Origin of the sequence: Methylobacterium planeticum, from assembly GCF_008806345.1 — a bacterium.
Classification (GTDB): domain Bacteria; phylum Pseudomonadota; class Alphaproteobacteria; order Rhizobiales; family Beijerinckiaceae; genus Methylobacterium; species Methylobacterium planeticum.
In genome coordinates, this window is record NZ_VZZJ01000019.1 from 67,916 (window position 1) to 90,508 (window position 22,593).

General features: G+C 65.4%; 30 protein-coding genes. 10 read left to right on the plus strand and 20 right to left on the minus strand.

Annotated elements, in window-relative coordinates; all coding sequences use genetic code 11:
* Positions 1-981: 981 nt before the first annotated feature.
* Positions 982-1,869: an MBL fold metallo-hydrolase gene (locus F6X51_RS19535; RefSeq protein WP_150965346.1), complete on the minus strand. Its 888-nt coding sequence runs from the start codon at positions 1,867-1,869 to the stop codon at positions 982-984.
* Positions 1,870-2,232: 363 nt separating this feature from the next.
* Here F6X51_RS19535 and F6X51_RS19540 point away from each other — a divergent pair, with 363 nt between their 5' ends.
* Positions 2,233-2,532 carry a hypothetical protein gene (locus F6X51_RS19540; RefSeq protein WP_150965347.1) on the plus strand — a complete coding sequence of 100 codons (300 nt, stop codon included), beginning with the start codon at positions 2,233-2,235 and terminating at the stop codon, positions 2,530-2,532.
* Between the two features lie 136 nt (positions 2,533-2,668).
* Here F6X51_RS19540 and F6X51_RS19545 read toward each other — a convergent pair whose 3' ends face one another.
* The 15 genes from F6X51_RS19545 to F6X51_RS19610 all read right to left on the minus strand — a co-directional run bounded on the left by F6X51_RS19545 (position 2,669) and on the right by F6X51_RS19610 (position 10,475).
* Positions 2,669-3,034, minus strand: a complete 366-nt coding sequence (locus tag F6X51_RS19545; RefSeq protein ID WP_150965348.1) for a hypothetical protein — start codon at positions 3,032-3,034, stop codon at positions 2,669-2,671.
* Positions 3,034-3,303 (minus strand): hypothetical protein, encoded by a 270-nt coding sequence (locus F6X51_RS19550; protein ID WP_246696898.1) that lies wholly within the window; start codon positions 3,301-3,303, stop codon positions 3,034-3,036. The genes F6X51_RS19545 and F6X51_RS19550 overlap by 1 nt, the downstream gene beginning before the upstream one ends.
* Positions 3,300-4,265, minus strand: coding sequence for a hypothetical protein (locus F6X51_RS19555; RefSeq protein WP_210250324.1), 966 nt, complete (start codon positions 4,263-4,265; stop codon positions 3,300-3,302). Before F6X51_RS19555 ends, F6X51_RS19550 begins: the two co-directional genes overlap by 4 nt.
* 181 nt (positions 4,266-4,446) lie before the next feature.
* Positions 4,447-4,887 (minus strand): hypothetical protein, encoded by a 441-nt coding sequence (locus F6X51_RS19560; RefSeq protein ID WP_150965350.1) that lies wholly within the window; start codon positions 4,885-4,887, stop codon positions 4,447-4,449.
* A gap of 145 nt (positions 4,888-5,032) precedes the next feature.
* On the minus strand, positions 5,033-5,230 hold the full coding sequence (locus F6X51_RS19565) for a hypothetical protein (RefSeq protein ID WP_150965351.1): 198 nt from the start codon (positions 5,228-5,230) through the stop codon (positions 5,033-5,035).
* Positions 5,231-5,309: 79 nt separating this feature from the next.
* Positions 5,310-5,726 carry a helix-turn-helix domain-containing protein gene (locus tag F6X51_RS19570; protein ID WP_246696899.1) on the minus strand — a complete coding sequence of 139 codons (417 nt, stop codon included), beginning with the start codon at positions 5,724-5,726 and terminating at the stop codon, positions 5,310-5,312.
* A gap of 3 nt (positions 5,727-5,729) precedes the next feature.
* Positions 5,730-7,121, minus strand: a complete 1,392-nt coding sequence (locus F6X51_RS19575) for a phage/plasmid primase, P4 family (protein ID WP_150965352.1) — start codon at positions 7,119-7,121, stop codon at positions 5,730-5,732.
* Positions 7,105-7,977 carry a bifunctional DNA primase/polymerase gene (locus tag F6X51_RS19580; RefSeq protein WP_150965353.1) on the minus strand — a complete coding sequence of 291 codons (873 nt, stop codon included), beginning with the start codon at positions 7,975-7,977 and terminating at the stop codon, positions 7,105-7,107. Before F6X51_RS19580 ends, F6X51_RS19575 begins: the two co-directional genes overlap by 17 nt.
* Positions 7,974-8,192 (minus strand): hypothetical protein, encoded by a 219-nt coding sequence (locus F6X51_RS19585; RefSeq protein ID WP_150965354.1) that lies wholly within the window; start codon positions 8,190-8,192, stop codon positions 7,974-7,976. Before F6X51_RS19585 ends, F6X51_RS19580 begins: the two co-directional genes overlap by 4 nt.
* On the minus strand, positions 8,189-8,365 hold the full coding sequence (locus F6X51_RS28060; protein WP_191970181.1) for a hypothetical protein: 177 nt from the start codon (positions 8,363-8,365) through the stop codon (positions 8,189-8,191). The genes F6X51_RS19585 and F6X51_RS28060 overlap by 4 nt, the downstream gene beginning before the upstream one ends.
* Positions 8,358-8,645: a hypothetical protein gene (locus tag F6X51_RS19590; protein ID WP_246696900.1), complete on the minus strand. Its 288-nt coding sequence runs from the start codon at positions 8,643-8,645 to the stop codon at positions 8,358-8,360. Before F6X51_RS19590 ends, F6X51_RS28060 begins: the two co-directional genes overlap by 8 nt.
* Positions 8,646-8,706: 61 nt before the next feature.
* A complete protein-coding gene (locus F6X51_RS19595; RefSeq protein WP_150965355.1) occupies positions 8,707-9,318 on the minus strand; it encodes a hypothetical protein in 612 nt (203 codons plus the stop codon).
* 73 nt (positions 9,319-9,391) lie between these two features.
* Positions 9,392-9,664, minus strand: coding sequence for a hypothetical protein (locus tag F6X51_RS19600; RefSeq protein ID WP_150965356.1), 273 nt, complete (start codon positions 9,662-9,664; stop codon positions 9,392-9,394).
* Positions 9,661-10,197, minus strand: coding sequence for a hypothetical protein (locus tag F6X51_RS19605; protein WP_150965357.1), 537 nt, complete (start codon positions 10,195-10,197; stop codon positions 9,661-9,663). Before F6X51_RS19605 ends, F6X51_RS19600 begins: the two co-directional genes overlap by 4 nt.
* Positions 10,198-10,208: 11 nt before the next feature.
* Positions 10,209-10,475, minus strand: a complete 267-nt coding sequence (locus F6X51_RS19610; RefSeq protein ID WP_246696901.1) for a hypothetical protein — start codon at positions 10,473-10,475, stop codon at positions 10,209-10,211.
* A gap of 33 nt (positions 10,476-10,508) precedes the next feature.
* On the opposite strand from F6X51_RS19610, the gene F6X51_RS19615 reads away from it, so the two are divergent.
* The 3 genes from F6X51_RS19615 (at position 10,509) to F6X51_RS19625 (ending at position 12,403) form a co-directional block, all read left to right on the plus strand.
* Positions 10,509-10,877 carry a helix-turn-helix transcriptional regulator gene (locus tag F6X51_RS19615; RefSeq protein WP_322098531.1) on the plus strand — a complete coding sequence of 123 codons (369 nt, stop codon included), beginning with the start codon at positions 10,509-10,511 and terminating at the stop codon, positions 10,875-10,877.
* The gene (locus F6X51_RS19620; RefSeq protein WP_191970182.1) at positions 10,874-11,398 is read left to right on the plus strand and encodes a DUF6998 domain-containing protein; all 525 of its coding nucleotides are present in this window, start codon (positions 10,874-10,876) and stop codon (positions 11,396-11,398) included. Before F6X51_RS19615 ends, F6X51_RS19620 begins: the two co-directional genes overlap by 4 nt.
* Before the next feature lie 108 nt (positions 11,399-11,506).
* Positions 11,507-12,403, plus strand: coding sequence for a hypothetical protein (locus tag F6X51_RS19625; protein WP_150965358.1), 897 nt, complete (start codon positions 11,507-11,509; stop codon positions 12,401-12,403).
* A 169-nt stretch (positions 12,404-12,572) separates the two neighbouring features.
* Here the strand turns inward: F6X51_RS19625 and F6X51_RS19630 are convergent, their stop codons facing one another.
* Complete coding sequence (locus tag F6X51_RS19630) at positions 12,573-13,814, minus strand: tyrosine-type recombinase/integrase (protein WP_150965359.1); 1,242 nt, start codon at positions 13,812-13,814, stop codon at positions 12,573-12,575.
* A gap of 423 nt (positions 13,815-14,237) precedes the next feature.
* Here F6X51_RS19630 and F6X51_RS19635 point away from each other — a divergent pair, with 423 nt between their 5' ends.
* The 3 genes from F6X51_RS19635 to F6X51_RS19645 all read left to right on the plus strand — a co-directional run bounded on the left by F6X51_RS19635 (position 14,238) and on the right by F6X51_RS19645 (position 15,284).
* Positions 14,238-14,420 carry a hypothetical protein gene (locus F6X51_RS19635; protein ID WP_150965360.1) on the plus strand — a complete coding sequence of 61 codons (183 nt, stop codon included), beginning with the start codon at positions 14,238-14,240 and terminating at the stop codon, positions 14,418-14,420.
* A gap of 40 nt (positions 14,421-14,460) precedes the next feature.
* Positions 14,461-14,838: a hypothetical protein gene (locus F6X51_RS19640; protein WP_150965361.1), complete on the plus strand. Its 378-nt coding sequence runs from the start codon at positions 14,461-14,463 to the stop codon at positions 14,836-14,838.
* A gap of 233 nt (positions 14,839-15,071) precedes the next feature.
* Positions 15,072-15,284: a hypothetical protein gene (locus F6X51_RS19645; protein WP_150965362.1), complete on the plus strand. Its 213-nt coding sequence runs from the start codon at positions 15,072-15,074 to the stop codon at positions 15,282-15,284.
* 441 nt (positions 15,285-15,725) lie between these two features.
* Here the strand turns inward: F6X51_RS19645 and F6X51_RS28065 are convergent, their stop codons facing one another.
* Positions 15,726-15,884 (minus strand): hypothetical protein, encoded by a 159-nt coding sequence (locus F6X51_RS28065; protein ID WP_191970183.1) that lies wholly within the window; start codon positions 15,882-15,884, stop codon positions 15,726-15,728.
* Between the two features lie 195 nt (positions 15,885-16,079).
* Here F6X51_RS28065 and F6X51_RS19655 point away from each other — a divergent pair, with 195 nt between their 5' ends.
* On the plus strand, positions 16,080-16,304 hold the full coding sequence (locus tag F6X51_RS19655) for a 3',5'-cyclic-nucleotide phosphodiesterase (RefSeq protein WP_246696905.1): 225 nt from the start codon (positions 16,080-16,082) through the stop codon (positions 16,302-16,304).
* Positions 16,305-16,981: 677 nt separating this feature from the next.
* Here F6X51_RS19655 and F6X51_RS19665 read toward each other — a convergent pair.
* A complete protein-coding gene (locus F6X51_RS19665; RefSeq protein WP_150965366.1) occupies positions 16,982-17,188 on the minus strand; it encodes a hypothetical protein in 207 nt (68 codons plus the stop codon).
* Between the two features lie 627 nt (positions 17,189-17,815).
* Here F6X51_RS19665 and F6X51_RS19675 point away from each other — a divergent pair.
* Both F6X51_RS19675 and F6X51_RS19680 read left to right on the plus strand, forming a co-directional pair.
* Positions 17,816-19,444, plus strand: a complete 1,629-nt coding sequence (locus tag F6X51_RS19675; protein ID WP_150965368.1) for an inorganic phosphate transporter — start codon at positions 17,816-17,818, stop codon at positions 19,442-19,444.
* A gap of 6 nt (positions 19,445-19,450) precedes the next feature.
* Positions 19,451-20,491 (plus strand): CorA family divalent cation transporter, encoded by a 1,041-nt coding sequence (locus F6X51_RS19680; RefSeq protein ID WP_150965369.1) that lies wholly within the window; start codon positions 19,451-19,453, stop codon positions 20,489-20,491.
* A gap of 10 nt (positions 20,492-20,501) precedes the next feature.
* Here the strand turns inward: F6X51_RS19680 and F6X51_RS19685 are convergent, their stop codons facing one another.
* A complete protein-coding gene (locus F6X51_RS19685; RefSeq protein ID WP_246696902.1) occupies positions 20,502-21,980 on the minus strand; it encodes a carbohydrate porin in 1,479 nt (492 codons plus the stop codon).
* Positions 21,981-22,593: the final 613 nt, after the last annotated feature.

Genomic DNA, 22,593 nt, shown 5'->3' on the forward strand with positions numbered 1-22,593 from the left:
TCAGGCTAGGGCATCCAGTCTGAACCGCGGCCATCGACCGCGGCCCAGGCATCACCGAGGCGACAGGATTGTTGCTCCCCCAGCGATATGATCTTCTCCGCTGACTGAACCTCAGCGTAGGCGGGTACGTGCTCAGATTTATCGGTCGCTGGCTTTTGCTCTCCGTTCCAGCCGGGATCGTCATCGGCAAGTTCATCAAGGCCGGCAAGGGCCCAGAACCAAGAGATCCGAAGGCTGACCGCTGAGCGCCCCGGGTGTTCGTATCGTTGCGGGACTTTTCTACGGTTTAGGCCTTCGGGAAGTCAGGACGCTCGTGGATAGCGCGAAGTATTTTGTACGTGGTGAGTGGCTTTCGTCCGTTCTCACGCACGATGATGCAAACCCGCTCGTCTGGCCGCCCAGACCATTGTCTGACAGCTCGCCGAACCGCGTCGCTTAGCGGATAAATTTTGCTCACTGGCTTGAGCCGCCTCAAACTCGGCAACTCATTCCAGACAATCTTTACCGGCTCGTCATAATCTATCCGCAGCATCTCTTTACCTTGCCAGCCCCGAGATGCACCCATCAATCGAGAAAAATTGGATAATTCAACGGCGGCACTGCTGGCTGTACGCATTTGCACCGATCAAAACAGATGAGAGCAATATTATTTGTTAACATGAGCTAATCGCAGCCGAGAACTTCGCTCTTTGTAATGAGCCTCGGGAACTTAGCCTCAGCGCGGTCGCTCCACCGCGAGCTGCGCCGACAGCCGCCCATCGCAAGTCAGGTCGACCACCTCACCCATGATGCTCAGCGCCCGCTGAAGCTCCTCGACGGTGAGGTCGGGCTAGGCAACGTCGGTATCAGGGCCGCCCCAGAGCGTCCCCGCTTCATCGTCGCGTCCTTGAACAGCGTGCCCTCGGTCGACGAGTTCACCTTCGCGCCCGGCGGCAGGGTCACGTTGAGATCTAGGCGCCCGCGGTTGTCGAAGGTGGCGTTTCACGACCTTCTATAGGCAGACCCATCCTCGGCCTTTGCAGGCTCCTCGACATAATGACCTTGCTTCGGCACGGCGACGATGTCGAAGTCGCGGGCCAATGTGTGCAGCGCCTTGCGAAGAGCGGATCCATGCAGTGGACGACCGTGCCCCGTGATCGCAAGCTCGGGCTCAAGACCAGCCAAGGCTTGGACTGACCGTCGGGCGGCGTCCCAATCAACCGTAAAATACATCGGCGGACCATGCAGTTCAGGCTCTTGCACGGCGACAGCGTAGGCCGACTCCTGGGCTGTCGTCACAAAGGCATCGGCCGCGATGAGGGTTCGATCGGCCTCACGCCAGAGAGCCACCTGGCCGACGGAGTGACCCGGCGTGTGAATCCAACGCCAGCCCGGCATCGGCGGCACCGAGCCATCCTCGGGCAGACTTTTGAGATGGTCGGATACATCGACAGGCGCACGCGGAAAGAGCGGGGAGAGCCGAGCTACCAAGCCGCCACCAACAGTGGGGTCCGGGGGCGGGTAGGCGGCTGATCCGTTGAGGTACGGGTGCTCAAGCGGATGAGCCCAAACCGGCACCTGCCATTCGCGTGCGAGGTCCTCAACCACGCCAACATGGTCGAAATGACCGTGAGTGAGCACGATTGCGGACGGGCGAGCGCCCGTACCGAAGCGCTTCTCGGCGGCCTTTATGATGGCCGCCTTCGAGCCCATCACACCCGCGTCGATCAAGACCCAGCCGCGATCACCTGCACCAGGGCGGCCGTAATAGATCACGTTGACGATGGCGTGGCGTTGGTAAGCAAGGTCGCCCCCAACCTCGTGAGTGCCATCTGATCCAAGCGGCCCATCAGCGCGCGCATCTGGATCAACGGGGATCTGCTGTGACATCAGGCGCCTCTGTAGCGGGCCTCGGGCTGGCCCCTTGGTCGACCAATCTTGCCTACGAGGTCGAAGTTCCAGGTCGGGCTGGCCGCCCTCAGCATGCCACGGCCCATGCCCCCGGCGTTCAGTTGTTACGCCGCTCTGCCGCCATCTGCGCCGACAGCCGACCGACGCAATCCAAGTCGACCATCTCGCCCATGACGCCCAGGGCCCGCTGAAACTCTTCAGCGGTCCAACCTGCCAGAGCATCCGCCCATGCCCTTGTCAGCAAGGAAGCTGGAGAGAGCCGAGCCAACAAGGCGCCCGTCCGGGCGATCATCGCCGGGCCAGACATCTCGACAACCACATACGGCCACGTACAGTCCGGCTATGCGCTCCACACTCTTCACTCTTGCCTTGGCCGTCGCTGTAAGCGTGGCACAGGCGCAGCAATTGCCGACCGTACCCGAACTTCTGGCTGCTGAAGCCAAAGCACAGCAAGGCTGCGAAGGGACCGGAGATCCTGCCGTCATCAAGGAGCAATGTACGCTGCGCGACCGTCTGAGCGGCCGGTTGGCTCAGGCCGGCTATTGCTGGGGACGTAAGGGTCAGCTCGACGCGAAGAAGGAATGGCACAAGTGCGAACCGGATTCGATCTACGTCGACGACGTCGAGGCCGTTAAGCGCTGAATACGAGCGCCCCCTCACAGTAGGCCCGCCCAGCTCACTTCAAGAGCATCAGTCCATACCGCGGTCAGCGGTAACGCGACCCTGTCGGTGTCTGAAGCGCCGCTGTGGGATCAATCTGAAACTGGGGTGGTGCAGCTCAGCGCGTGTGGTTCCGCAGGAGGCGCTGCATGCTCGCCATCGAGGGCGAAAGCTTGGGGGCCGGCTCGGGAGCGGCCGGTGTGCCATCGCGCTCGAGCTGCCGCAGCATGTTCGACTTCGCGAGGCCGCGGCCTGAACTCCGACCGGAAACCGCCGAGGCTCGCGCCGCGCAGTAGGATTCGATCATGGCCTGGGCCGGGCTCTGTGCGATTGGCGGATGCGCCGGGTCGGGGCGCGGCTTGAAGCGCGTGACGTCGGCTTGCTGCTGCTCGTCGACGGCAGCCATGATCTGCAAGCCGCTTGGCAAGCTGGCGTAGGTCTGCCGGCGGATCGCCTGCAGTTCGGCGTGATATGCGTGGTCCATCAGTTCACGATCTCCAGTGGCGGGCGGGTCGGGACGGCCTCAACCCAAGCCACAAGCTCGGGCAGGCTGGCTAAGTCGGGCGCAGCAGCAAGAAGCCGGCGCACCCGCATGACGGGAAGGTCGAAGCGGCACGCCAAGAGGAACGCGAGGCGCGGACGCCCCTCGGCCTCGGGCGATTCGTCGATCTCGCGCAACCGTTCGCGAGCGGCGGATTGCCGGACCAGGATCGTGTCAGCAAGCAAGGCAGCCTCGGGGACGATCTCCATCATGCGGCGCCCCGCAGCGCGGTGACGTTACCTTCGTGGCGGGGCACCACCGGCACGAGCTCGAGCCGCTCGCAGACCTTGCGCTCGATCTTCGGATCTGGCCGGAGGTCGCCGCCCAGATGTGCCAGGGCGGTGTCGGCGCCGCGGTAGTGCTCCGGTGTGCAGTAGGCGTCGCCGTAGACGTGCAGCGCCGGGAGACTGACGTAGGCGTACAACCGGTCGAGGGCGACGCCGGAGATGCCCTCGCGGTACGTCGAGCGAGTGAACGTGCGTAAGGTGCAGTGAAACGTGCCGTTGCTCCCGTACATGTGGTCGCTCCGCGGAGGCGTGTAGCTGCCGCGCTCCGGGTTGTTCGAGTTCCTCTGAACCTTCTCCTGAGCGTCTTCGGTTAGCGGCTCCACTCGGCCGTCGATCACCCAAAGGCGGACCGTCTCCTGCAAGATGATCTCCTCCGGCACGCCGTTGCCGCTGCGCACCTCGTCTTCCGGCGAGGGAATGAACTCGAACTCCGGCGCCTCCCGTTCCGCATGCTGGCGGGCCACTTCGGCCTCAGCGAGGTCGCGGAGGAGAGTGCGAAGGGCTCCAGCGTGATGCTGGTACTCCTGCGGCAGGCGAGCGCGGATCGCGTCGCACTTCTGCCGGGCATCGTCGTGGATCGCCTTGCGCCGGGCGCGGTCCTCAGCAGCACGCGCCATTCCGAGCCGCTGGACGAGGGCAGCAACGAGAGCCTCGGCCTGGTCGAGGCGGACGGTGGCCGCCGCTTTCTCCGCGAGACGCTTCTCCAGCTCGGCCTGCGGGCTGTCGAGCAAGCCGTCACGGTAGGCTGCCTCGACCGCCTCGCGCTCCCGGGTCGCTACCTCGATCTGGCTGCGGGCCTCGACGAGGGCAGCCTCGATCTTGGCGCTGTCGGTCTCCTTGCGGGCGATGCCCACGAGGCTGGCAAGGTCCTTGGCGAGCTTGGGCATCTTCATGCGTCGGTTTCCTTTTGACGGGTCATGCCGAGCCCGGCGCGGATCCGGGCGGAGAGGTTGCGGGCCACGGCACGATGCCAGGCCGTGACCCGCGCCGAGCCAGAGCCCGGGGACGCGACGACAGCGGGGAGATCCCGACCCACGTCGTCACGATCTGAGGAAGGAGGAAGCTGGGTCATGCCGCGACATCCGCGGCGGCGGTCATGGCATCGCGCAGCACGCGATCGATCTCGGAGACATCATGCTTCGTGAGATGCGGCAGGCTCAGCGCTACCTCGCCGGGCACCGCCAGGAGGCGGGCGCGCAGTTTTACGATCTCGTCGTCCCACCGGGCGCCGGCCTCCTCGGCATCGATGAGGCGGCCGCGCTTCAGGTCGTTTTCAATGGCCTTGCCGTCGGCTTGCTCCTTGGCGAGGCGGGTCCGCTCGGCCGTGAGATCCGGAGCATCCTCGCCACGGCCGGAGGCCGCGTCGCGGAGCCGGCGGCAGTAGTTCGCTGTCGAGGCGATGAGGTCGAACCGGCCCCGGCTGGTCCGGACGGCCACACCCTCGTCGGCGAGCTGCGCGATCCGTCGGGCAGAGACATCGAAAGCGGCTGTCATGACCGCGATCGACACGGATTCTGTCATCGGGAGACCTCCAATTTGAAACGGAACCCCCTCAGCGAAAATCTGCAGAGGGTGAGAGATCGGGAGCAACTCTGCCCGCAGAGGGGTGGGGTGCCCGGGGAGGACCCGTCGAGTTCCATTCGTTGCTGAAATGTCACGCCGCCTGCCGGTCGGGCCGTGCCTCGGCCGCGGGGACGCCGAAGCCGTCGCGCTGCAGCTTCTCGGCGAGCGCCTGCCGGACGTAGGCCGAGGGGGAGATAAAGACGCGGGACGCAGCTGCATTGATCAGGCTCGGCATCTCGCGGGGGAGACGAGCGGCAATGCGGACGTCGTAGGCGGTTCGGGACGACATGATGCCTCGCAATCTGAAGGTTGCTGGCTCTTTGTCCTCCGATCACTTGCTCACCGATACGTCGCCATTTCCGCGACGTTCAGGCTGCCTGGGTTTGCCAGCGTTCCACGAGGTCGCTCAGGCCTTCTGCAGCGAAGTAGCCGGCCACCGCGGGGCTGCGCCGATCGCCAGCGAGGTAGGCACGGAGTGCCGCTGCATCGCCATTCAGGAACATGGCCAGCGCGACCTTGGACACGAGCCAGGGACCACCGGCGACATGCCGTCCGATGTCATGGTCCCGGCACCACATCCTGATGGTGCGCTCGGTGCGATTGGCGCGCTCGGCGGCTTCGGACGTTGTCAGGCCTTCGCGGCGATCGAAGGGGATGAGACAGCGGGGGCGCTGGCCATCCGAATGACGGATGACGCTTGATGACGCGTCAGAGCGGATAGGCGAATTACGCGCACCCGTACGCGTGTAGGGGTAGAACAGGGATGACGCGTCATAATCCGTCATGCGTCATTGCTCCGGATAGCCCGGGGTTACTCGGACGCGCACACCCCGGAAGCCGCGTGAGTTCGTGGTCCGGTGTGGCTGAAATCCCTTCCGCCGCATCGCCGGGGCAAACGCCTTCACCGTGCCGGGATCGTCGCCTGCAGCGCGAGCGTAGTCACACCACGATGCGTAGAGTTCACCGGTCGTATCCCAGCAGTGCTGATCGTTCTGACGCACCACGCATTTCTCAGTGAGCCACTGGCCCATGAGATCCTGCTCGGCAAAATAGCTCTCGGTGGCCTCGACGACGCTCTCGGGCCGGACGAGCCCGTTCTGCTGCCAGTCCATGCAGCCCTCGATCATCCAGCGCAGGATGGCCGGCCACTCTTCCTTCAGCTTCTGCTCGAGCTCCCGATCGGGCGCCTCGGGCTTGCGGATGAAGGGCACAATGTTGAACCGCCGCCGAGCCGCATCGTCGACGTTGCGCAGCATGGGCTGGTGATTGCCGACAATCGTCAGCTTGAAGGTCGGCGTGAAGGTGAAGAAGTCCTGGCGCATGAACCGCGCTGTGACCGGGTCACCACCGGTGAGTTGCTTGATGCGCGCCTCGGCCCAGCCTCGATCCTCCTCCGTCTCCGATGCGGTCACCAGGCGGGCGCCGCGGAGCATGGCCATGTCGGTCGGGTGCTTGTCCCCCTTGGAGCTTACGAACGTGTCCATGGCAGCCGTCTTGGCGTAGGCCGAGAGGATCGCGGTCAGCACGTTCAGGAACACGCTCTTGCCGTTGCCGCCGGGGCCGTAGACGAACACAAGGGCGTGCTCTCGGGTCAGGCCGGTGAGGGCGTAGCCACACCATTGGCGAAGGAAGCGGATCAGTCCGCCATCGCTACCGGTGGCCTGGTCGAGGAAGGCGAGCCAGAGCGGGCAATCCGGCGTCTCGGCCGGCGTGATCGCCGTCAGCTTTGTGATGTGCTCGGCCTGGTCGGCGGCTCGGAGCTCGCCGGTTCGCAGGTCGACCGTACCGCCGGGCGTGCCGAGCAGCCACGGGTCCGAATCCCAGACCTCCGCTGTGACCGCGAAGGTCGGATCCGCTCGGCAGAACCGCTCGACGCCCGACGCGAAGCTGGTCTTCGAAGCGATGAACCGCGTCTTCTGATCGCCGTCCCGGCATAGCTCGCGGGCGAGCTCTCGGGCCCAGTGGAAAGCCACCTGTTTGCGGTTCGGCACCCACGCGGCACCTGTCCATGCGTGCCAGGATCCGGTGTCGTGACAGAACAGCAGTTCGCCCGTATGCCGCTCGGCGAAGGTCTGGGCGGCCCAATCCTCCGTTAGCAGGTCGCCGTTACTGCCGCTGCGCGAGGCGCGGCTCTGCTCGAACTCGAACAGCCGATGGATATCCTCAGCTCCGGCTGCCATCGCGCGCCTCCCTGCGTCGAAGCTCTTTCTTGGCGATCGATCCGACCGTCTTCGTCACCTCGTCGGCCGCAAGTGGCGGCCGGCAGCGGGCGAGGTTCCAGGCCTGCACCAGCTCGTGCGCCATGCCCGGGTCGACGTACCGGCGCAGGAGGTGGCCGGTGAGCCGGGAGACCGCGACGTTGCGGCCACCGTCGGCCACGCCCTCGGAGACGAGGCGGCGCCACTCGGACGGATCGCGCGCCGCGCCCTCGCTCGGCCGCGTCAGCGCCTGGACCATCCAGACCGGCATCTCGGCCATGGGCGCGTCGTCAGGATGATGGTCCACCGACCACTCGTAGGAGCGCCCGGAGGCGTGCAGGCTCGGCGGCGCCACGACGTACCCGCCGGTGCCGCGGATATCGAGGCCGGGAGCGAGCCCGCCGTGGTCGCCCGCGCTGTTGCGGATCTCGACGCCCTCGGGCGGGCGGAAGAAGATGTGCTCGCCGCCGCCGCCGGTCAGCGCCCGGCAGCTATGGGGCAGCGGGCCGTGCTCGGCCTCCAGCGCCTGCAGGCTCTCGTCGCCGCCGTGCCGCGGGTCGACGTCGAGCACAACCGCGTTGCCGGTGGCGAGGCCCCCGTTGGCGAAGGGCGCCGTCGTGAACCAGTGCCGGATGATGTGCTCGTGGCTCGTGGCGTTCGTCAGCCCGCGCGGCGCCAGCTTCGCCAGGGGGTGCTTGCCGGCATCAGTGCAATCGGGCTTGCCGCAGGTGCAGACCAGCCGGCCGCCGTCGTCGGCGCGGATGCCATGCAACGGGAAGACGCGGCCGCCGCGAGAGGCGAGATAGAGGGCGGCGTCGAGGCGCGCGGTGTCCGTCATGCGGCGCCTCCCGCATCGCCGCGGCCGGACGAGCAGCGGAGGCAGCGCTGCGCTTCCTCGAACCGGCGCTCGCGCTGCAGGTTCATGAGATGCCAGCGGGCGAAGGTCAGCGCGCCGATCAGCTCGGTGAGTTCCTGATCGGTGCCGGCCTCGGCCGATCGCAGGGCGTCCGGAATGCCCGGGATCGTGCAGAGGATGGCTTGGGCAAGGCTCATGCGTGGCCTCCCTGCAGATAGGCGCGCACCTCGTCGGGCCGGCGGAAGAGGCCGGTGACCGTGCCGTCGCGGTCGATCAGAGCGACGAAGGGGAGGGCGATCTCCCGCTCCCCGGATCGGGGGAGCGGCTTGGACGGGATGCGGGCCGGGCGCCGCTTCGCGGGATCAGCCATGACCGTCCTCCGAGGTGGAGCGCACCACCCGGCCGAGGCGGGCGAGCGCCCACTCGTCGAGGAGGTCCACGGGGTAGAGCGGGACGCGGCCGGCTTTCTGGAAGGGCGGGCCACCGCCGAGGCAGGCGAACTTCGCCAGGGTGGCCACCGCGAGCTCGATGCCGTGCCGATCGAGGAGATGCCGGCTGGCCTCCCAGCGGCGGAGCCGGGGCTTGCCAGCGGTCTTCGGCGGGAAAAGCTCCGCCGGCCCCCTCGAGAGGGGCTGTTGCACATCGGTCATGAAATGCAGCTCCTAGAAGTAGAGCTTTGGCCTTCGTCTGCGGCCTAGGCTCTGAGGATTGCTACTCGCCTTCGTCCTTCAGGTGCTCACCGTTCTCGATGAGCTTCTTCATGTTCTCCATCGACCGCTCGATCGAGTTGGGCCGCTGTCGGAAAGAGAACGGGGTGCTCCAGAACTCTTCCGGTATCTCGATCCCGAGCCGGTGACTGCGGGTGATCAGAAGAGCAAGGCTCCGGCTGGCGCTGGAGCGGATCGACCGGATCGCGGGCAGCTCCGAGGCCGCCAATTCCTGGTCGATCTCGATGTCCGTGCCGACAATCGGCCGGGGCTGATGCAGGCCAGCTGGTGAGTACCGGCCGCACATGATCTCCTCGATCTTCTGACCCGTGCCGTCGGCCTTGTCGCGTGCGGTCTCGACGATGCGGGACCACTTTGGCGCGAGCGCCTCGGGGAGAGCCGCCGCAATCTCTGCAGCCCGCGTGACGTTCACGCCGTGACCTTCGTAGAATTCCTGCGAGACGATCGTGAGGAAAGTCTCGAAGAAGGTGTAGCCGCGGCCGGAGGCCTTCTGGTCGATGGAGAAGGGCAATTGCTCGCGTCGCGAGAGCGACTTCAACGCGTCCGGGGCGAGACGCGTGAGGTCGCAAAATTGGCTACGAGACAGGTCGGGCATGGGCGCATCTCTATGGGTGCGAACTGACACCATCTGTTAGACCACTTACGCCACAAGGTGTCAACGCGCATCCTTAAAGTTTCTTCGGTCGATCCAGCTCCTGCTCCAGACCTCGATCTCCGCCCGCGGCCCAGATGAGCTGGCTCGGCCCGCCCACGGGTGCCGCCAGCGACGGCTCGGCGTCTCCGCCATCCTCATGGTCGGCATCGCCGTCAGACGCGTCGAGCAACGCGACGATGCGGTCGACGACGTCGAGGGCGAGTTCGGCCAGGCGCTCGAACTCCTGGCGCGGGATGGTAGCGGCCGGCACTCTGCGCGAGGCCGGGAAGCGAACAATGTTCGTCACTTTGCGCGCTCCTCGGTACCCGGTGCTGTGGCCGGCTCTGCGAGCCAGCCGCGGATCTCATCCGGCGTCACGTCCGGCCGGCGAATGCGTGAGAGACCCGCCAAGCCAAGCACCCGGTCAAGCAGCTGGCGACAGAGCTGCTCGGGGAGCTCGATCTCATCGTCGTCCCACCAGCCGCCTGACACCGAAGCGATCAGGCGCGCTTGCAGGCCTAGGGCGGAGATCGATGCGGCCGGCAGTCCGACCGCCTCTCTCAGGATAGCGCGCTGGAGGCGAGCCGAGTGTGCCTCCGCCTGATTGAGAGCCTTGCCGTTCGCTGGTGTGGGCGAGACGCAGTTGAGGTCGTCGTGCACGCGCTGAAACTCTTCGTATCGCTCATTGAGCGCGATCAGTTCGGCCTCGACTGTCGTCGCGAACGGGACCGGCAAAGGGGCGGCCTCGGCGCCGCGCGGCAGGGACGATCGCAGCGCCTCGGCGCGCTGGCGGAGCGAAGGGCTCTCGGGAGCCGCCTTCCTGTTCCTCGTCGTGTTCATGCCAGCCTCTTTCACGCCAGGTGCAGGAAGCCGTAGGCGGCGACGCCCCCGGCGATGATCACGAAGGCCGAGACGAGGTCGCCGGCCATGTCGAGGAAGCGCGGGGCCCGCACGTGGGCGGTGTCGGGGCGGACAGGCGCCACGGCGTGCCAGGGTTCGATGCTGCCGGGCAGCGGCTCGTCGGGCTGCAGATCGGACACGGGACGCTCGTAGAGCGAGGAGAGGGTGACGAAGCGGGCCGATCTTGCTGGACGGCGGCCGAGCGGGGGCATTGCCATAACCGGTGTGCTCCGGGGCTAAAGGGATCAGGGATGCTTGGAACTGCGCGATTGCGCAGGCATCAGGCCTCGGCCGCGTTGCTCTTCGGCGCCGCACCTGATAACATTAATATCAGGTCGGATCCCGACCTAAGTCAATATCAAAAATATCAGGTGCGCATGATTTCGATCAGGCAGGTGAAGGCAGCACGCGCTCTCCTGGGCTGGTCGCAGGACGATCTGGCTCGCAGCTCATCCGTTTCAAAGCCGACCATCGCGCGCCTGGAGACCGGCGAGGGCGCGCTCGGCGGCTATGCCGACACCCGTGACAAAATTCTTGCTGCCCTCGAAGCGGCCGGTGTCATCTTCATCGAGGAGAATGGCGAAGGGCCTGGTGTGCGGCTGCGGAAGGTCGCCGAATGACCTTCGATCTGCGCGAGCTGCCGAGGCTTCTGACTGACCTCTACGCAATAGTGGCTCGGCTTGAGGAGTTGGCACCAGGCCGGAAATTCACGCCTGATGGCCATCTCGTGGGCAGCATCGGTGAGGCAGTGGCCGCGTATGCATATGGTCTGGAGCTACTGCCTGCCTCAGTGAAACAGCACGACGCCCAGGCATCGAACGGCAGGCTCGTTCAGATCAAACTCACGCAGGGCCAATCGGTCGCGCTGAGCTATGACTGCGAGCATTTGCTCGTTCTGCAGCTTGATCAGAAGCGCGGCTTCGTCGAGGTCTACAACGGCCCCGGTGCCCCGGTTTGGGCGAGGATCGAGAGCAAACGAGGTATTGGGCAGCAACGGCAAATTCGCCTTTCCACTTTGCGCAGCATCGCTGAGGCGGTGCCAGGGGCAGCCCTGCCGCAGCTGCGTCCGCTTCCTGACATCCTTCCAAAGGCGCTCGAAGCGGCCGGCGTCGAATTCAATCCAGAGAACGGGGCTAATTGAAGTGAGATGATCCCGAGTCCCGGTCTGAAACTATTTTTTCCGGGACTGGCTGAACTAGATGTCCTCACCGGGTTAGAGTGCCACCCTCTGAATGGCAGGATTTGGAAAATGGCGCAGTACCAGCATGTTTTCTTCGAGCCCTGGATTGGATCGAAGTATTACACCGATGGTCTTTGGGGCAAAAAGGTCTTGATCGTCGGAGAGTCACACTACGACGAATTTTTCAGCAATAAATCTGATGCTGCTTCAGGTATGTCGAAGCCAAAGCATACATTAGGGCGCGACTGGACCCAGTATTGTATTCAAGCAATCGTCAGTGGTGAAAAGGGTCCGGCCTTCTGGACGAGTTTGAGGAACAGAGTAGGCGGTGCGGAGCACGAAGAAGCACCAGCCGCAGCATTCTGGCCGAGGGTTGCGTACTACAACTTTGTGCAGACCCCTGTCGGTGGCGCTGCACGTGTTGCTCCTACCAAAGAGCAATTCAAGAACTCCATGGCTGCATTCGAGGAAGTGCTTGAGAAACTGAACCCTGATCGCGTGATAGTAACTGGAGATCGTATGCATCCATACATACCCTCTCGAGTTGGAAAGTGGCCCGACCTGATGGGCGAGGACGAATACACAAAGATCCCGATCGAGTATTTCGTAGATTGTGGTGGCAAAAAAATTTATATAACAATGACATCTCATCCAACTAGCTCCTATTTCTATAAGACTCTAGCGGTTCTATTTCAAGAATTTATCGCGACAGATTGGGATAACTATGAATGTGAGTATTGGATAGCAGATCTGAAAATTAGAACCAGGAAGGCTCTAAGTGGTCTTGACGTTCTAACCTCTCTAACATCTCATTTGCATTTGAAGCATCATAGCAAAGGCTACGCGACTATGGAGAACAGCGCCATTGAGAATGGCTTTTACTTGTTGAAGAATAAGAAAACTAACGCTGAAACGTCGTACAAGGATGCCGACAGCGTGATCGCGGCCGGATGGGTAATTGATTGAGGTTATGCCTATGATTGCAGCGGGCGCCGTGATTTGTTGACCGGCGCAGCGGTCAGTCTGGAAATCGCCGGAGTGGCCGCACGTGCCGCAGCAGCCGGCGCCTACAATCAGGGCAATGGCTCCGGCTACTACGGGTCGCGGCTACTAAGCCAACGCCCACGAACTGTGTTCAGAAGCCCTGCTGCGCATGCTGCGGCGGGACCTCTCTCATTTTGGCCACGGCTGGAACCAAGCTGCAGGCAATCCGCTCCGACACCGCATCAGCCGCGGCTACCAGCGCCGCGTCGGGCACGTGGGCATAGCGCGCTGTGACGCCCGGCACGCTGTGCCCGAGCAGCCCCGCGATTGTCAGCTCCGAGTAACCCATTCCCGCCGCCGTGGCGGCGAACGAGTGCCGCAGGACGTGCACCGTGACGCCCTGCAGCCCGGCGCGGGTGCAGAGCCGATCCAGCACCTTGGGCAGCCCGACGAAGTGGCCGTCGCCGCGCTCGGCCGGGAACGTCCACTTCGAGCCGCTGGCATAGGGCAGGGCGCCGAAGGCTGCTTTGCCGATCGGCCGGAGCTGCGCACCGCTCTTGGTATCTCCGAACCGGATGCAGCCGTGCTCCTCGTCGAGCCAGGCGCGAGGCAGGGCGAGTGCCTCCATGCGCCGGCAGCCGGTCATCAAGAGGAATCGCACGGCCGCGATGCCAGACGCCGTCTCGCCATCGTCCTCCGCTTCACGCATGGCGCGGCCCAGGCGGCCAATCTCGGCAGCCGAGAGGAACCGCCGCTGCTTGCCGTCCGGCGAGCGCTGCACGCCGCGGGCGGGGTTCGCCGTGACGATCTTCTTTCGCTTTGCGAACTCAAGGATGGTGCCGAGCATGCCGACGGTGCGAGAGGCCACGCCCTTGCCGCCGGTGGTGACGCCACCGACCCCGACGCGGGCCGCGGCCGTCCTCCCGGCCTCGATGTCCCGCTGCATCGCCTCGACATCGTCGGAGGTGAGGGCAGGGACCCTGCGCGTGCCCAGCAACGGCTTCACGTGTCGCTCGATGCGGCTGCGGTCCATCGCCAGTGTCGAGGCCTTCACGCGGCCGGCAGCGTCCGCCAGGTAGAGGTCGCAGAGCTCGGCCACCGTCACGGCCCGTCGGATCTTGTGGCGGTCGGCGGAAGGGTCCTCGCCGTTGGTCGAGGCGCCGATCTTCTCGCGCGCCGCGCGCCGCGCTTCGTCCGGCGTGACTGCGCCGACGCGGGCAAAGGTCAGCTTGCGCTGGCGCCCCTCGGCAGTCCGGTAGAACACGAAGTAGGATGCCACGCCGCTCGGCATGACGCGTACGCCGAATCCTCGTAGCTCGCTGTCCCAGACCTGAACCTCGCGCGCGGGATCCGGCTCCAGAGCATCCACGAGGCGCTTCGTGATCTTCGGCAAATTCGACCCCAACCCAGTTTTCGGCCCGGCCGCGGAAGCAGGGCGGAAGCAGATGGGGGAAAATCGAGGCCCATCCGCGCAATCGGAGGCAAACTCGAAATCGGCGGAAGAACAAGCCAGATCAGGCGCTTAGCAATGACGCGCCAACTCAAGCAAACATACGAAAAGTGGAGAACCTAAACTTGCCAAGGTTGGGGTCGAGGGTTCGAATCCCTTCGCCCGCTCCAATTTTCCCAACCGACTGAATGACTTAGAGGCCGCCTTCGGGCGGCCTTAGTCGTTTCTGGGAACGCGTGGAAGCAGGGCGGAACCAAACGACCAGCGATTATGGCGCTCCTGTCGCGACAGCGTGCCGCGCCAAATCCTGGTTCATTGGCAAGCGCGGTTGCGCACCGAACGCTTGCGGGGAGAGGGGGCCTGATCGTGAACCAACGCACGCAGATGCTGATCGCCGGTGGGGTGATCATCGCTCTCACCGCGGCCGCCCTGCTCCTGACGCTGGAGCCCGAAGATCCGAAGGTGGCCCTGGGTGACACCGCTGCCGCAGCGGTGTTCGCCTCGATCATCGTGCTTGGGAAGATCCGGCGGGATCGCTGGGAGCGATGATCCTCACCGAGAGCCTGACCGTGAAGGGCGACCTGACGGCATGAGCAGCCAGAGGCGGGTAGAGTGCGCTCTGTGGCCGGCCGGCTATGTCCTTTTACGCTCCCCGAAGCGGCGAAGCTTCCTCGCCGCTTACCGGTCCTCACTCGCCTTCGTTCTCGTCCTGCCGCTGGCAGCATCGCTAGCTTACCTCACCCGGCCGTCGGGCGAGTTCTGGTGGTGTGATAAAAATGATCGCTCCGGTGTCGTCTGTGTTCGCAACTGGTTGAACGCTGTCGGCAATCTCGGCGCGCTCATCATCGCCGGTGGCGCTGCCGCTGCAGCATACGGGCAGTACACGGCTGCGAAGCAACAACCTGAATTGGCGCAGCTTCCTTCAATCGAGGCCGTGATCAGAGAAGTTCGGCCCGTCCAGAGGTAGCGTCCGCGGACGCTACCTCTGGACGGGTGGCCTTGATTTCGACAGCGACGGTTCCCTGTCGTCCGCCACCGGCGCCCTCGGCAGGGTGATGGCACTGTCGGCGCTGCCACGGCCATCAGGGGCGAACGAAGATTGATGAGGCACATGGAACGCTTCTCGTCTCGCCGGGTAGAGCAGACATAGGCGGCTACGTAGTGGACCTGCGACGGCCGCTGGTAGGAGGAGCACGAGGCATGCTGGCGAACGAAGTCACCGCTGCCCTTGATGGCGGCATCCAGTTCATCGACGTCGCGCAGCCGCTTCCGGCGTATCTCAGCTCCGATGAGCCGGACGACGAGCGGGTGTTTTGGAAGGCAAGCGGACACGACACGCTCGACGGCTGTGACCAGGCGATCCGCCGGTCTTCGGGCCGCCGCGCGCCGGAAGCCATCTCGGCACGCGCCTGAGCACCGCGCCGCTGTCCAGCGGCTCTCGAGTCGGCAACGCTCATCGTAATCCAGCTCGATCTTCTCACCCATGGTGCTCAGCGCCCGCTGAAGCGCTTCGACGGAGAAGTCGGGCCACTTCCAGCGCGGTAGGAGTCAGGACGGCCTAGGGGCAGTCGTGGCCGCTCAGGGAAGGGATCGTGTTGGCGCGCTTCCATTCGGCTTGCGCCGCTGCCCTATCGCCACGCTCGGCGTCCTCGCCCACTGGTGCGCGAATCAGAACAGATCACTTCTGATGAAGCTTGAGCGGAACAGATCTCACTGGGCCGGGGTTCTGAGCGAATCAGGAGAACGACCATGAAAGCTATATTTGCTGGATCGCTCGTGGTGATTGGCTTGATCGGCGCCACCCCAGCGTTCGCCCAATCCATCGACATCGGACCCGGAGGTCCGAGCATCGATCTACGGTCCCGGCGGGAGAGGGAGCGGGACATCGATCGAGAGGAGGCACGGCGCGATATGCGCCGCGAGGAACGCCGGGAGATGCGGCGCCGCGACATGCAGGACGACGATGTCGATCGCCCCCGCCGCGGGTATTGAGCCGAGCTGCGGGTCGCGCATCCCTCGATCTGAGGCGTCAGGCGATCTCCCGCGCCCGCGCTGATCCGGTGCCAGCTGGCTTCAGAATGCGAGCCGCCGTCTCCGAAGCCAAGCTGCTGGCAAGGCACACCGTGCCGGGCTTGCCTTGCGATCCGCCCCTGCGACAAATCCATCCATCACGGAGACAACATGAAGATGCTTCTTACGATCAGCGCCATGACGCTGATCGTGGTTGGGCCAGCTCTCGCTCAGACCACTCTGCAGACGAAACGAGGGAATGAGAACCTGAGGAAATACTGCACAGGCGATGCGCTCTCGTTCTGCAGCGGCATCGATCCCGACGACAAGAAGATGGATTCCTGCTTCAAGGAGCATCGCTCCGAACTCTCCGAGAACTGCCGGCGCGCCATCGACGCCTATCAAGCCTCAGGCGGCAAGTAGGGTGCCGGCGCATGCATCGGCTTCCGTCTACTGTCTTCATCAGCCTATTCCTGGCGACGAGCGCTCATGCGCAGAACGAGCCGATCCAGAGCCCACAGGACGCGGCTTGCCGCGACGAAGCCCGAGATCGCGTGTTCGGCGCTCCGAACCCGCAGGGATTGAGCTTCTACAACCTCGGCGCGCAGATCTATCGTGAGTGCATGAAGCGCTCGGGGTCTTCGGAAACGCCAAGCCTTAGCCGGCGCGCGCCACGCGGGTAAGCGAGGCACAACCCGCGTCAGCCCATCACCTCGTCCGCGGAGGCATATTCCCTTATGCGCCTTGCACCGTCACCGTGATCGGTTCCATCGATTGGGTCCCAAGTGTATCGACGAGATCGCTGCCGGAGAGTTCTCAAGCGTCGGTCTAAGTCATTTCCCAACGGGACTTATGGAATCCATCACCGAGATTTTTTGCTGGTGAAGGTCATGGCTGATCAGGCGGAACAAGCCTCTCTCCGCTATTCGCTACTGGGTCGCCCAGGTCATTGCGAGGACGGTTAGATCGGTCACGGTCAGCGCCAACAGGATCGCTGCGATCACCACGCCGCGCCGCGCACGAAGGAACCGACGCATCAAATCTGCTCCGGCCATGTCACCAGGAGGGGCCTCCGAATCGTAGGTCCGAAGCCCCTTCGCCTACTCCACATAGATCTCATGCACGCTGCCGTTGTACCTGAACCAGTAGACCTCCGTCGCGGGGTTCAGCCCATGATCATGGTATGCCGTCGCGATGTTCCGCGCCAAAGTTTCGGCCTCAACCCGGCTCGTAATATCGTAGGCGAGCATCCGAGGCTGGCGATCACCGAAGCTTCCAAGGCTGCGAATGAAAATAGAATGGGTCATCGGCCCTCCGCATTTCGCTGCGTATCTACAATGCTGCAGGTATACGGTTCACGATTTCATCGGTTCAGACTCGTTACATGTGATGGTTAAGAGGATTTAACGGAATTTCTCATAATTTGGCACACAACCAGCGCGTGCATATCCGTGATGAGATGGTCCAAGGCCGACATGCGCTCCATGGGCATGGCAACGCCTGGTAGCGTCCGTCGATGAGGTGGCCTTTCGATGTGGAGTTCAAAGGGGCCATCGGTCAGGCGGCCTGAGGCGGAAGGGTGACGGTCTCCTCGATCAGCGCCGATCAGCGCCGGCGCGAGGCCGGCCTTGCCCTCGATAGGCATGGAACGGTGCTGGACCTGCCACGCGTCGTCGGCCTCCATCAGGATCTGCAGAGACCGTCTCGGCCAGGCTGCACAGGGCGTTGCCGTCGTCGGCCTTCCGCAATGCCTCGAACAGCGCCACCCCGTCGTCGGTCATCGGGGTGCTCCGGCCCGGGTTGGCGTCCGCAAACACCACCTCAGCGGCCGGCCGAAAGGATGCGTGGGCGAAGCCGAAGCATCAACACCGTCACCCAAGCGTCACGACGCCAGCTTAATCCACCCGAAACCGCAAAAAATATTCGAGGCATCCATGTCCGACGCAGCCCTGGCCCCGACCGGAACTGCCGGCCCTGCGCCGACCGGCAAGCCTCGCCTCGACCACGGGATCCATCCCGGCGGCGTCATCGCCTTCCTGCTCGTGCTGGTCGCGGGCCTTTGCTACGCCGTCTACAGCCTGATCGCCGACATGAACGCCGTGCACCAGGAGCCCCTGGCGGTCGGTGCTTTCGTGCTCCTCGGGCTGGCGCTGCTGATCGCGCTGGGCTTCGAGTTCGTGAACGGCTTCCACGACACCGCCAACGCGGTGGCCACCGTCATCTACACCCACTCGATGCCGCCCCTCGTCGCGGTGATCTGGTCGGGGACCTTCAACTTCCTCGGCGTGCTCCTCTCCTCCGGGGCGGTCGCCTACGCCATCGTGACCCTTCTGCCCGTGGAGCTCATCCTGCAGGTCGGCTCGGGCGCCGGCTACGCGATGATTTTCGCGCTGCTCCTCGCGGCCATCATCTGGAACCTGGGCACCTGGGCGCTCGGCCTGCCGAACTCCTCCTCGCACGCCCTGATCGGCTCGGTCCTCGGCGTCGGCCTCGCCAACCAGCTCATGGGCGGCCAGGACGGCACCTCGGGGGTCGACTGGAACCAGGCGTTCGGCGTGTTCAAGGCTCTGGCCTTCAGCCCGATCTGCGGCTTCGTGCTGGCCGCCCTGCTGCTCCTCGCCCTTAAGTTCGCGGTGCGGCGGAAGGACCTCTACGAGGCTCCGAAGGGCGACGCGCCGCCGCCCCTCTGGATCCGCGGCGTCCTGATCCTGACCTGCACGCTGGTCTCGTTCTTCCACGGAGGCAACGACGGCCAGAAGGGCATGGGCCTGATCATGCTGATCCTGATCGGCGCGGCGCCCACCGCCTACGCGCTGAACCGCACCATGACCGCCGATGCGACGCCGGCCTTCGTGCAGACCTCGCAGGCCGCCAGCACCGTGTTCGCAAGCTATGCCGGCGCGGGCCCGCGTCCCGACGCGGCCCAGGCCCGCAGGACGGTCGCCGCCGCCTTGAAGGCGAAGGAGCTCAACAGGCCGGAGGTGTTCGGGGCCCTCGCGGCGCTCGCGACCGACATCGCGACATCCGTGAAGAGCTACGGCTCGATCCAGCAGGTCCCGGCAGGGGCGACCTCCAACGTGCGCAACGACATGTATCTGGCATCCGACGCCATCCGCCTCCTGCCGAAATCCGGCGCGACCGTGTCGGAGGCCGACGCCAAGACCCTCAAGGGCTACACGGAGCTCCTCAACGCCGGCACCCGCTACATCCCGGACTGGGTCAAGGTCTGCGTCGCCCTGGCGCTCGGCCTCGGCACCATGGTCGGCTGGAAACGCATCGTCGTCACGGTTGGCGAGAAGATCGGCAAGACCCACCTGACTTACGCCCAGGGCGCCTCGGCCGAGATCGTGGCGGCGGGCACGATCGGCTTGGCCGAGCTCTACGGCCTGCCGGTCTCGACCACGCATATCCTGTCCTCAGGCGTCGCCGGCACCATGGCGGCGAACGGCTCCGGCCTGCAGCTCGCCACCGTGCGCAACATGGCGCTGGCCTGGGTGACGACGCTGCCGGCCGCGATCCTGATCGCCGGCACCCTGTTCTTCATCCTCCGCCACGTGTTCTGAGGCGGGATGGCCGCTCCCGCGCCGCCGATCCGGCTCCTCTGCGACGAGCCGGCGCTTCCGGGACTGCTCTGGGCCATGCGCTTTGACGAGAGCGGCGTCGGGCACCTGGTCGAGCGCGGCGAGGACCTACCCGCCCCCGGACGCTTCGGCGAAGGCTTTGTCTGGCTGCACTTCAATCTGAACGACGCGCGGCTGGCCGAGCTCGTCGCCAATGGCCGGCTCGGGCCGCCCCATCTGACGACCACTGCCTTCGCGAGCGATCCCCATCAGCGCCTCATCGTCGAGGAGGGCCATATCGGCGGCGTCGTGGCCGATCTGGTCCGAGAGGCGGGCGAGGGCGCCAAGGTCGATGCGGGCGGGCGCCTGCATTTCGTGATGGGCCCGCGCCTGCTCGCGAGCGGCCGGCGCCATCCCGTCGTCGGGCCGGATCTCGCCCGCGACGCGGCCACGGAGGGGCGAGGCATCCTCGAACCGGTCCAGCTTCTCGAAGTCATCGTCGATCACGTGGTGACCGCGATGGCGGAGAGCGGCGGTCGCCTGGCCGACGAGCTCGACGAGATCGAGGACCACATCCTCGACGAGCGGGTGCGCGGCGAGCGACGGAGACTGGGGCCGATCCGCCGGGACGCGGTTCGCCTGCACCGCCAGCTCCTGGGACTTCGCGCCGTGTTCCACCGCCTTGAGACGGCCGCCGCCGTTGAGCAGGTGCCGGCGGCTTCCGCCGCCGCGGCAGCACGGATCGCCCAGCGGCTCGACGCGCTCGATCGGGACATGGTGATGCTCGCCGACCGCAGCCGGCTGATGCAGGAGGAACTCGCCTCCTACCTCGGGCAGGCCTCGAACCGCCAGCTCTACACCTTGTCGGTGTTGACCGCGCTGTTCCTGCCGCCGACCCTCGTGACCGGCCTGTTCGGCATGAACACCAAGGGGCTGCCGCTCGCCGAGAACGAGAGTGGGTCGTCGATCGCCATCGCGTTTGCGGTTGCCTCGGCTCTCGCGGCTTTCGGGCTGATCCGCGGTCTCGGCATCCGGCCGCCGCGAGACTGAGCGGCGGTCCTCAGTAGCGGATGGTGGCACGCAGGCCGAGGATGGTCGCGTTGCGGATCCTGGCGCCGTCCGGATCGCGCGGATTGCCGATGCCGCCGCCGGGCTTGAAGACGTACTGCACGCTCGGCTGCAGGGCGACGCCCGGACCGAGCACGGCTTGGTAGGTGGCTTCCACCACCGCCTCCATGCTGCGCCGTGGGCGCGGGCCCTCACCGAGAACGACGGCCTCGACGTCGAGCCGATGCGCGCCCCGCGCGATGTGCGCATACCCGACGGCCAAGCCCATCGTGTCGTCCGAGCGCCCGGGGAGGAGGCCCCGGTAGGCGATGCCGCCGTCCAGGTAGAAGTCGATCAGGTTCCGGTCGCCAGGTGAGCCCGAGGCGCGCAGGAACACGCTGGCGCCGTCGTTCGGATCGTTCGGCTCGCGGTAGATCGTCTGATCGATGAGGCCGTAGACGCCGCTGTCGCCACGCAGCCGACGACCGACCCCCGAACTCGCCGGGTCGGCCAGCGAGCGACCGTTCGCGTCCTGGCCCAGCGCGTTGAAGCGGCCGAAGCGGTACCAGCCGCCCAGCGTCACCGTGCCGGGCTCGCCCTTGGCGCCCGGCTCGATGTTGTAGGCATAGGACACCTCCGCGATTGCGAGCGCCGGATCCGAGAGGGGGAAGCGGGTGCCGCTGCGGTTGCGCCGCTGTGGATCGGGCTCGCGCCCGAACCGATCGGGTCCGCCCGGATCGCCGTCGTAGAGGCCGCCCTGGAAGGAGAGGTTCGCGTTCGGCACGACCTTCACGCGCACGCCGGGCGCCGCCAGCGGGTAGGACGGGCCGCCGCTCGTGATGTCGGTCGCCAGGATCGCGGGCCAGCCGAAAGATCCGTTGGTAAACAGGATGCCGGTCTGGCTCACCATGTACTCGGTATCCGTGGCGAGCTGCCCGATGCGCACGGCAACGCGGCCCTCGAACAGGCTCTGCTCGAACCACAGCTCGTTGAGGCGGGAGGCTGACAGCGCCTCGATGTCGCTGACGGTCAGGAGATTGCCAACGAAGGAGCGCGACGCGCCCGTGCCGTGGATCTGGTAGAAGGTCGTGTGGAGCGATCCACCCTTCCAGCCCGCGAAGGCGTCGAGATCGATGTCGACATCGATATCCACCAGCCCGAGCGTCGCGGTGCCACGCCGCATGCCGCCCCGCGCGGTGTGAACGGCTTCGGTGAAGTAGATCAGGTCGTAGACGATGCCCCGCGTGCGCAGGTAGGCGCGGTACCCGCCCGGATCCCCTGCCGGGCCGAGGAGATCCTGGATCGAGGTGGTCACCTCCGCCGAGCGCCGCGCCGAGAAGACCGGCTGGGCGACGGAGGTCTGAGGATCGCCGCCGGCACCCGCCTCCGATCCGATCGCGGGCTCCTCGGCGGCGATCCGTCGAGCCTCGCTCTGCAGGTCGGACGCCGGCTGCGCGACGGCTGCAGCTGCGTGGAGCAGTAGGATCCCCATGACCGCCAGGCGTCGGGACCTTCCGCAATTCTCAGGGCGCACACGCTTCTCCACGCTCGCGCTTCCTACGGGCCGAGCCATACATCCCCGGCCGGAGCCGGCTCGCGGATGAAGGCAAGGAAAGCAACAGGCTTCCATCACAAGCCCGAGAAGCACAGGACGCCTCGAAACGGCAGCCGAAAGCGCTGGGGTTTGATGCACGCTCTGCGGCCGCGGTCCGGGGCACTTCCTGCACGTTCGATCGGTCTGAACGCGCAGCGCGCCGGCAGCGGTGTGCTGCAGCCACGATGACCCGGGAAGGCGTGGATGAGCGAGCCGCGCGAGATCGAGCTGAAGTTGGGGTGTGAACCTTCCGACATGGACACCCTCCGCAACCACCCGCTGCTGCAGGACGCCATAGACCAGGCGGATGCTGACCTCACCTCGGTCTCTGCCGGTCACGCAGGACTGACAGGTGACGAACATGATCTCGCTGCGCGACGTCCCAACCGAGTACCGGCTGATGTGCCAGCGCGTCCGCGAGCGGCATCGGCCGGCCGCAGCCGCAGGTTAGGGCATGGTCGACGGCCCGGCCATAGCTGTGATCGGGCTGCGATCTGCAGCGGCATGCCTG

What these genes read in the sequence shown, in the direction of transcription:
- F6X51_RS19620 (WP_191970182.1), top strand. Translation starts at nt 10,874, where the DNA reads ATGACCTTCGATCTGCGCGAGCTGCCGAGGCTTCTGACTGACCTCTAC.
- F6X51_RS19555 (WP_210250324.1), bottom strand. Translation starts at nt 4,265, where the DNA reads ATGCCCAAGCTCGCCAAGGACCTTGCCAGCCTCGTGGGCATCGCCCGC.
- F6X51_RS19570 (WP_246696899.1), bottom strand. Translation starts at nt 5,726, where the DNA reads ATGACGGATTATGACGCGTCATCCCTGTTCTACCCCTACACGCGTACG.
- F6X51_RS19565 (WP_150965351.1), bottom strand. Translation starts at nt 5,230, where the DNA reads ATGTCGTCCCGAACCGCCTACGACGTCCGCATTGCCGCTCGTCTCCCC.
- F6X51_RS19665 (WP_150965366.1), bottom strand. Translation starts at nt 17,188, where the DNA reads ATGACCCATTCTATTTTCATTCGCAGCCTTGGAAGCTTCGGTGATCGC.
- F6X51_RS19655 (WP_246696905.1), top strand. Translation starts at nt 16,080, where the DNA reads ATGACGCTGATCGTGGTTGGGCCAGCTCTCGCTCAGACCACTCTGCAG.
- F6X51_RS19645 (WP_150965362.1), top strand. Translation starts at nt 15,072, where the DNA reads ATGCTGGCGAACGAAGTCACCGCTGCCCTTGATGGCGGCATCCAGTTC.
- F6X51_RS19575 (WP_150965352.1), bottom strand. Translation starts at nt 7,121, where the DNA reads ATGGCAGCCGGAGCTGAGGATATCCATCGGCTGTTCGAGTTCGAGCAG.
- F6X51_RS19605 (WP_150965357.1), bottom strand. Translation starts at nt 10,197, where the DNA reads ATGAACACGACGAGGAACAGGAAGGCGGCTCCCGAGAGCCCTTCGCTC.
- F6X51_RS28060 (WP_191970181.1), bottom strand. Translation starts at nt 8,365, where the DNA reads ATGGCTGATCCCGCGAAGCGGCGCCCGGCCCGCATCCCGTCCAAGCCG.
- F6X51_RS19685 (WP_246696902.1), bottom strand. Translation starts at nt 21,980, where the DNA reads ATGGGGATCCTACTGCTCCACGCAGCTGCAGCCGTCGCGCAGCCGGCG.
- F6X51_RS19625 (WP_150965358.1), top strand. Translation starts at nt 11,507, where the DNA reads ATGGCGCAGTACCAGCATGTTTTCTTCGAGCCCTGGATTGGATCGAAG.
- F6X51_RS19535 (WP_150965346.1), bottom strand. Translation starts at nt 1,869, where the DNA reads ATGTCACAGCAGATCCCCGTTGATCCAGATGCGCGCGCTGATGGGCCG.
- F6X51_RS19680 (WP_150965369.1), top strand. Translation starts at nt 19,451, where the DNA reads ATGGCCGCTCCCGCGCCGCCGATCCGGCTCCTCTGCGACGAGCCGGCG.
- F6X51_RS19585 (WP_150965354.1), bottom strand. Translation starts at nt 8,192, where the DNA reads ATGAGCCTTGCCCAAGCCATCCTCTGCACGATCCCGGGCATTCCGGAC.
- F6X51_RS19615 (WP_322098531.1), top strand. Translation starts at nt 10,509, where the DNA reads ATGCTTGGAACTGCGCGATTGCGCAGGCATCAGGCCTCGGCCGCGTTG.
- F6X51_RS19640 (WP_150965361.1), top strand. Translation starts at nt 14,461, where the DNA reads ATGAGCAGCCAGAGGCGGGTAGAGTGCGCTCTGTGGCCGGCCGGCTAT.
- F6X51_RS19545 (WP_150965348.1), bottom strand. Translation starts at nt 3,034, where the DNA reads ATGGACCACGCATATCACGCCGAACTGCAGGCGATCCGCCGGCAGACC.
- F6X51_RS19540 (WP_150965347.1), top strand. Translation starts at nt 2,233, where the DNA reads ATGCGCTCCACACTCTTCACTCTTGCCTTGGCCGTCGCTGTAAGCGTG.
- F6X51_RS19595 (WP_150965355.1), bottom strand. Translation starts at nt 9,318, where the DNA reads ATGCCCGACCTGTCTCGTAGCCAATTTTGCGACCTCACGCGTCTCGCC.
- F6X51_RS28065 (WP_191970183.1), bottom strand. Translation starts at nt 15,884, where the DNA reads ATGCGCGACCCGCAGCTCGGCTCAATACCCGCGGCGGGGGCGATCGAC.
- F6X51_RS19610 (WP_246696901.1), bottom strand. Translation starts at nt 10,475, where the DNA reads ATGGCAATGCCCCCGCTCGGCCGCCGTCCAGCAAGATCGGCCCGCTTC.
- F6X51_RS19580 (WP_150965353.1), bottom strand. Translation starts at nt 7,977, where the DNA reads ATGACGGACACCGCGCGCCTCGACGCCGCCCTCTATCTCGCCTCTCGC.
- F6X51_RS19550 (WP_246696898.1), bottom strand. Translation starts at nt 3,303, where the DNA reads ATGATGGAGATCGTCCCCGAGGCTGCCTTGCTTGCTGACACGATCCTG.
- F6X51_RS19590 (WP_246696900.1), bottom strand. Translation starts at nt 8,645, where the DNA reads ATGACCGATGTGCAACAGCCCCTCTCGAGGGGGCCGGCGGAGCTTTTC.
- F6X51_RS19675 (WP_150965368.1), top strand. Translation starts at nt 17,816, where the DNA reads ATGTCCGACGCAGCCCTGGCCCCGACCGGAACTGCCGGCCCTGCGCCG.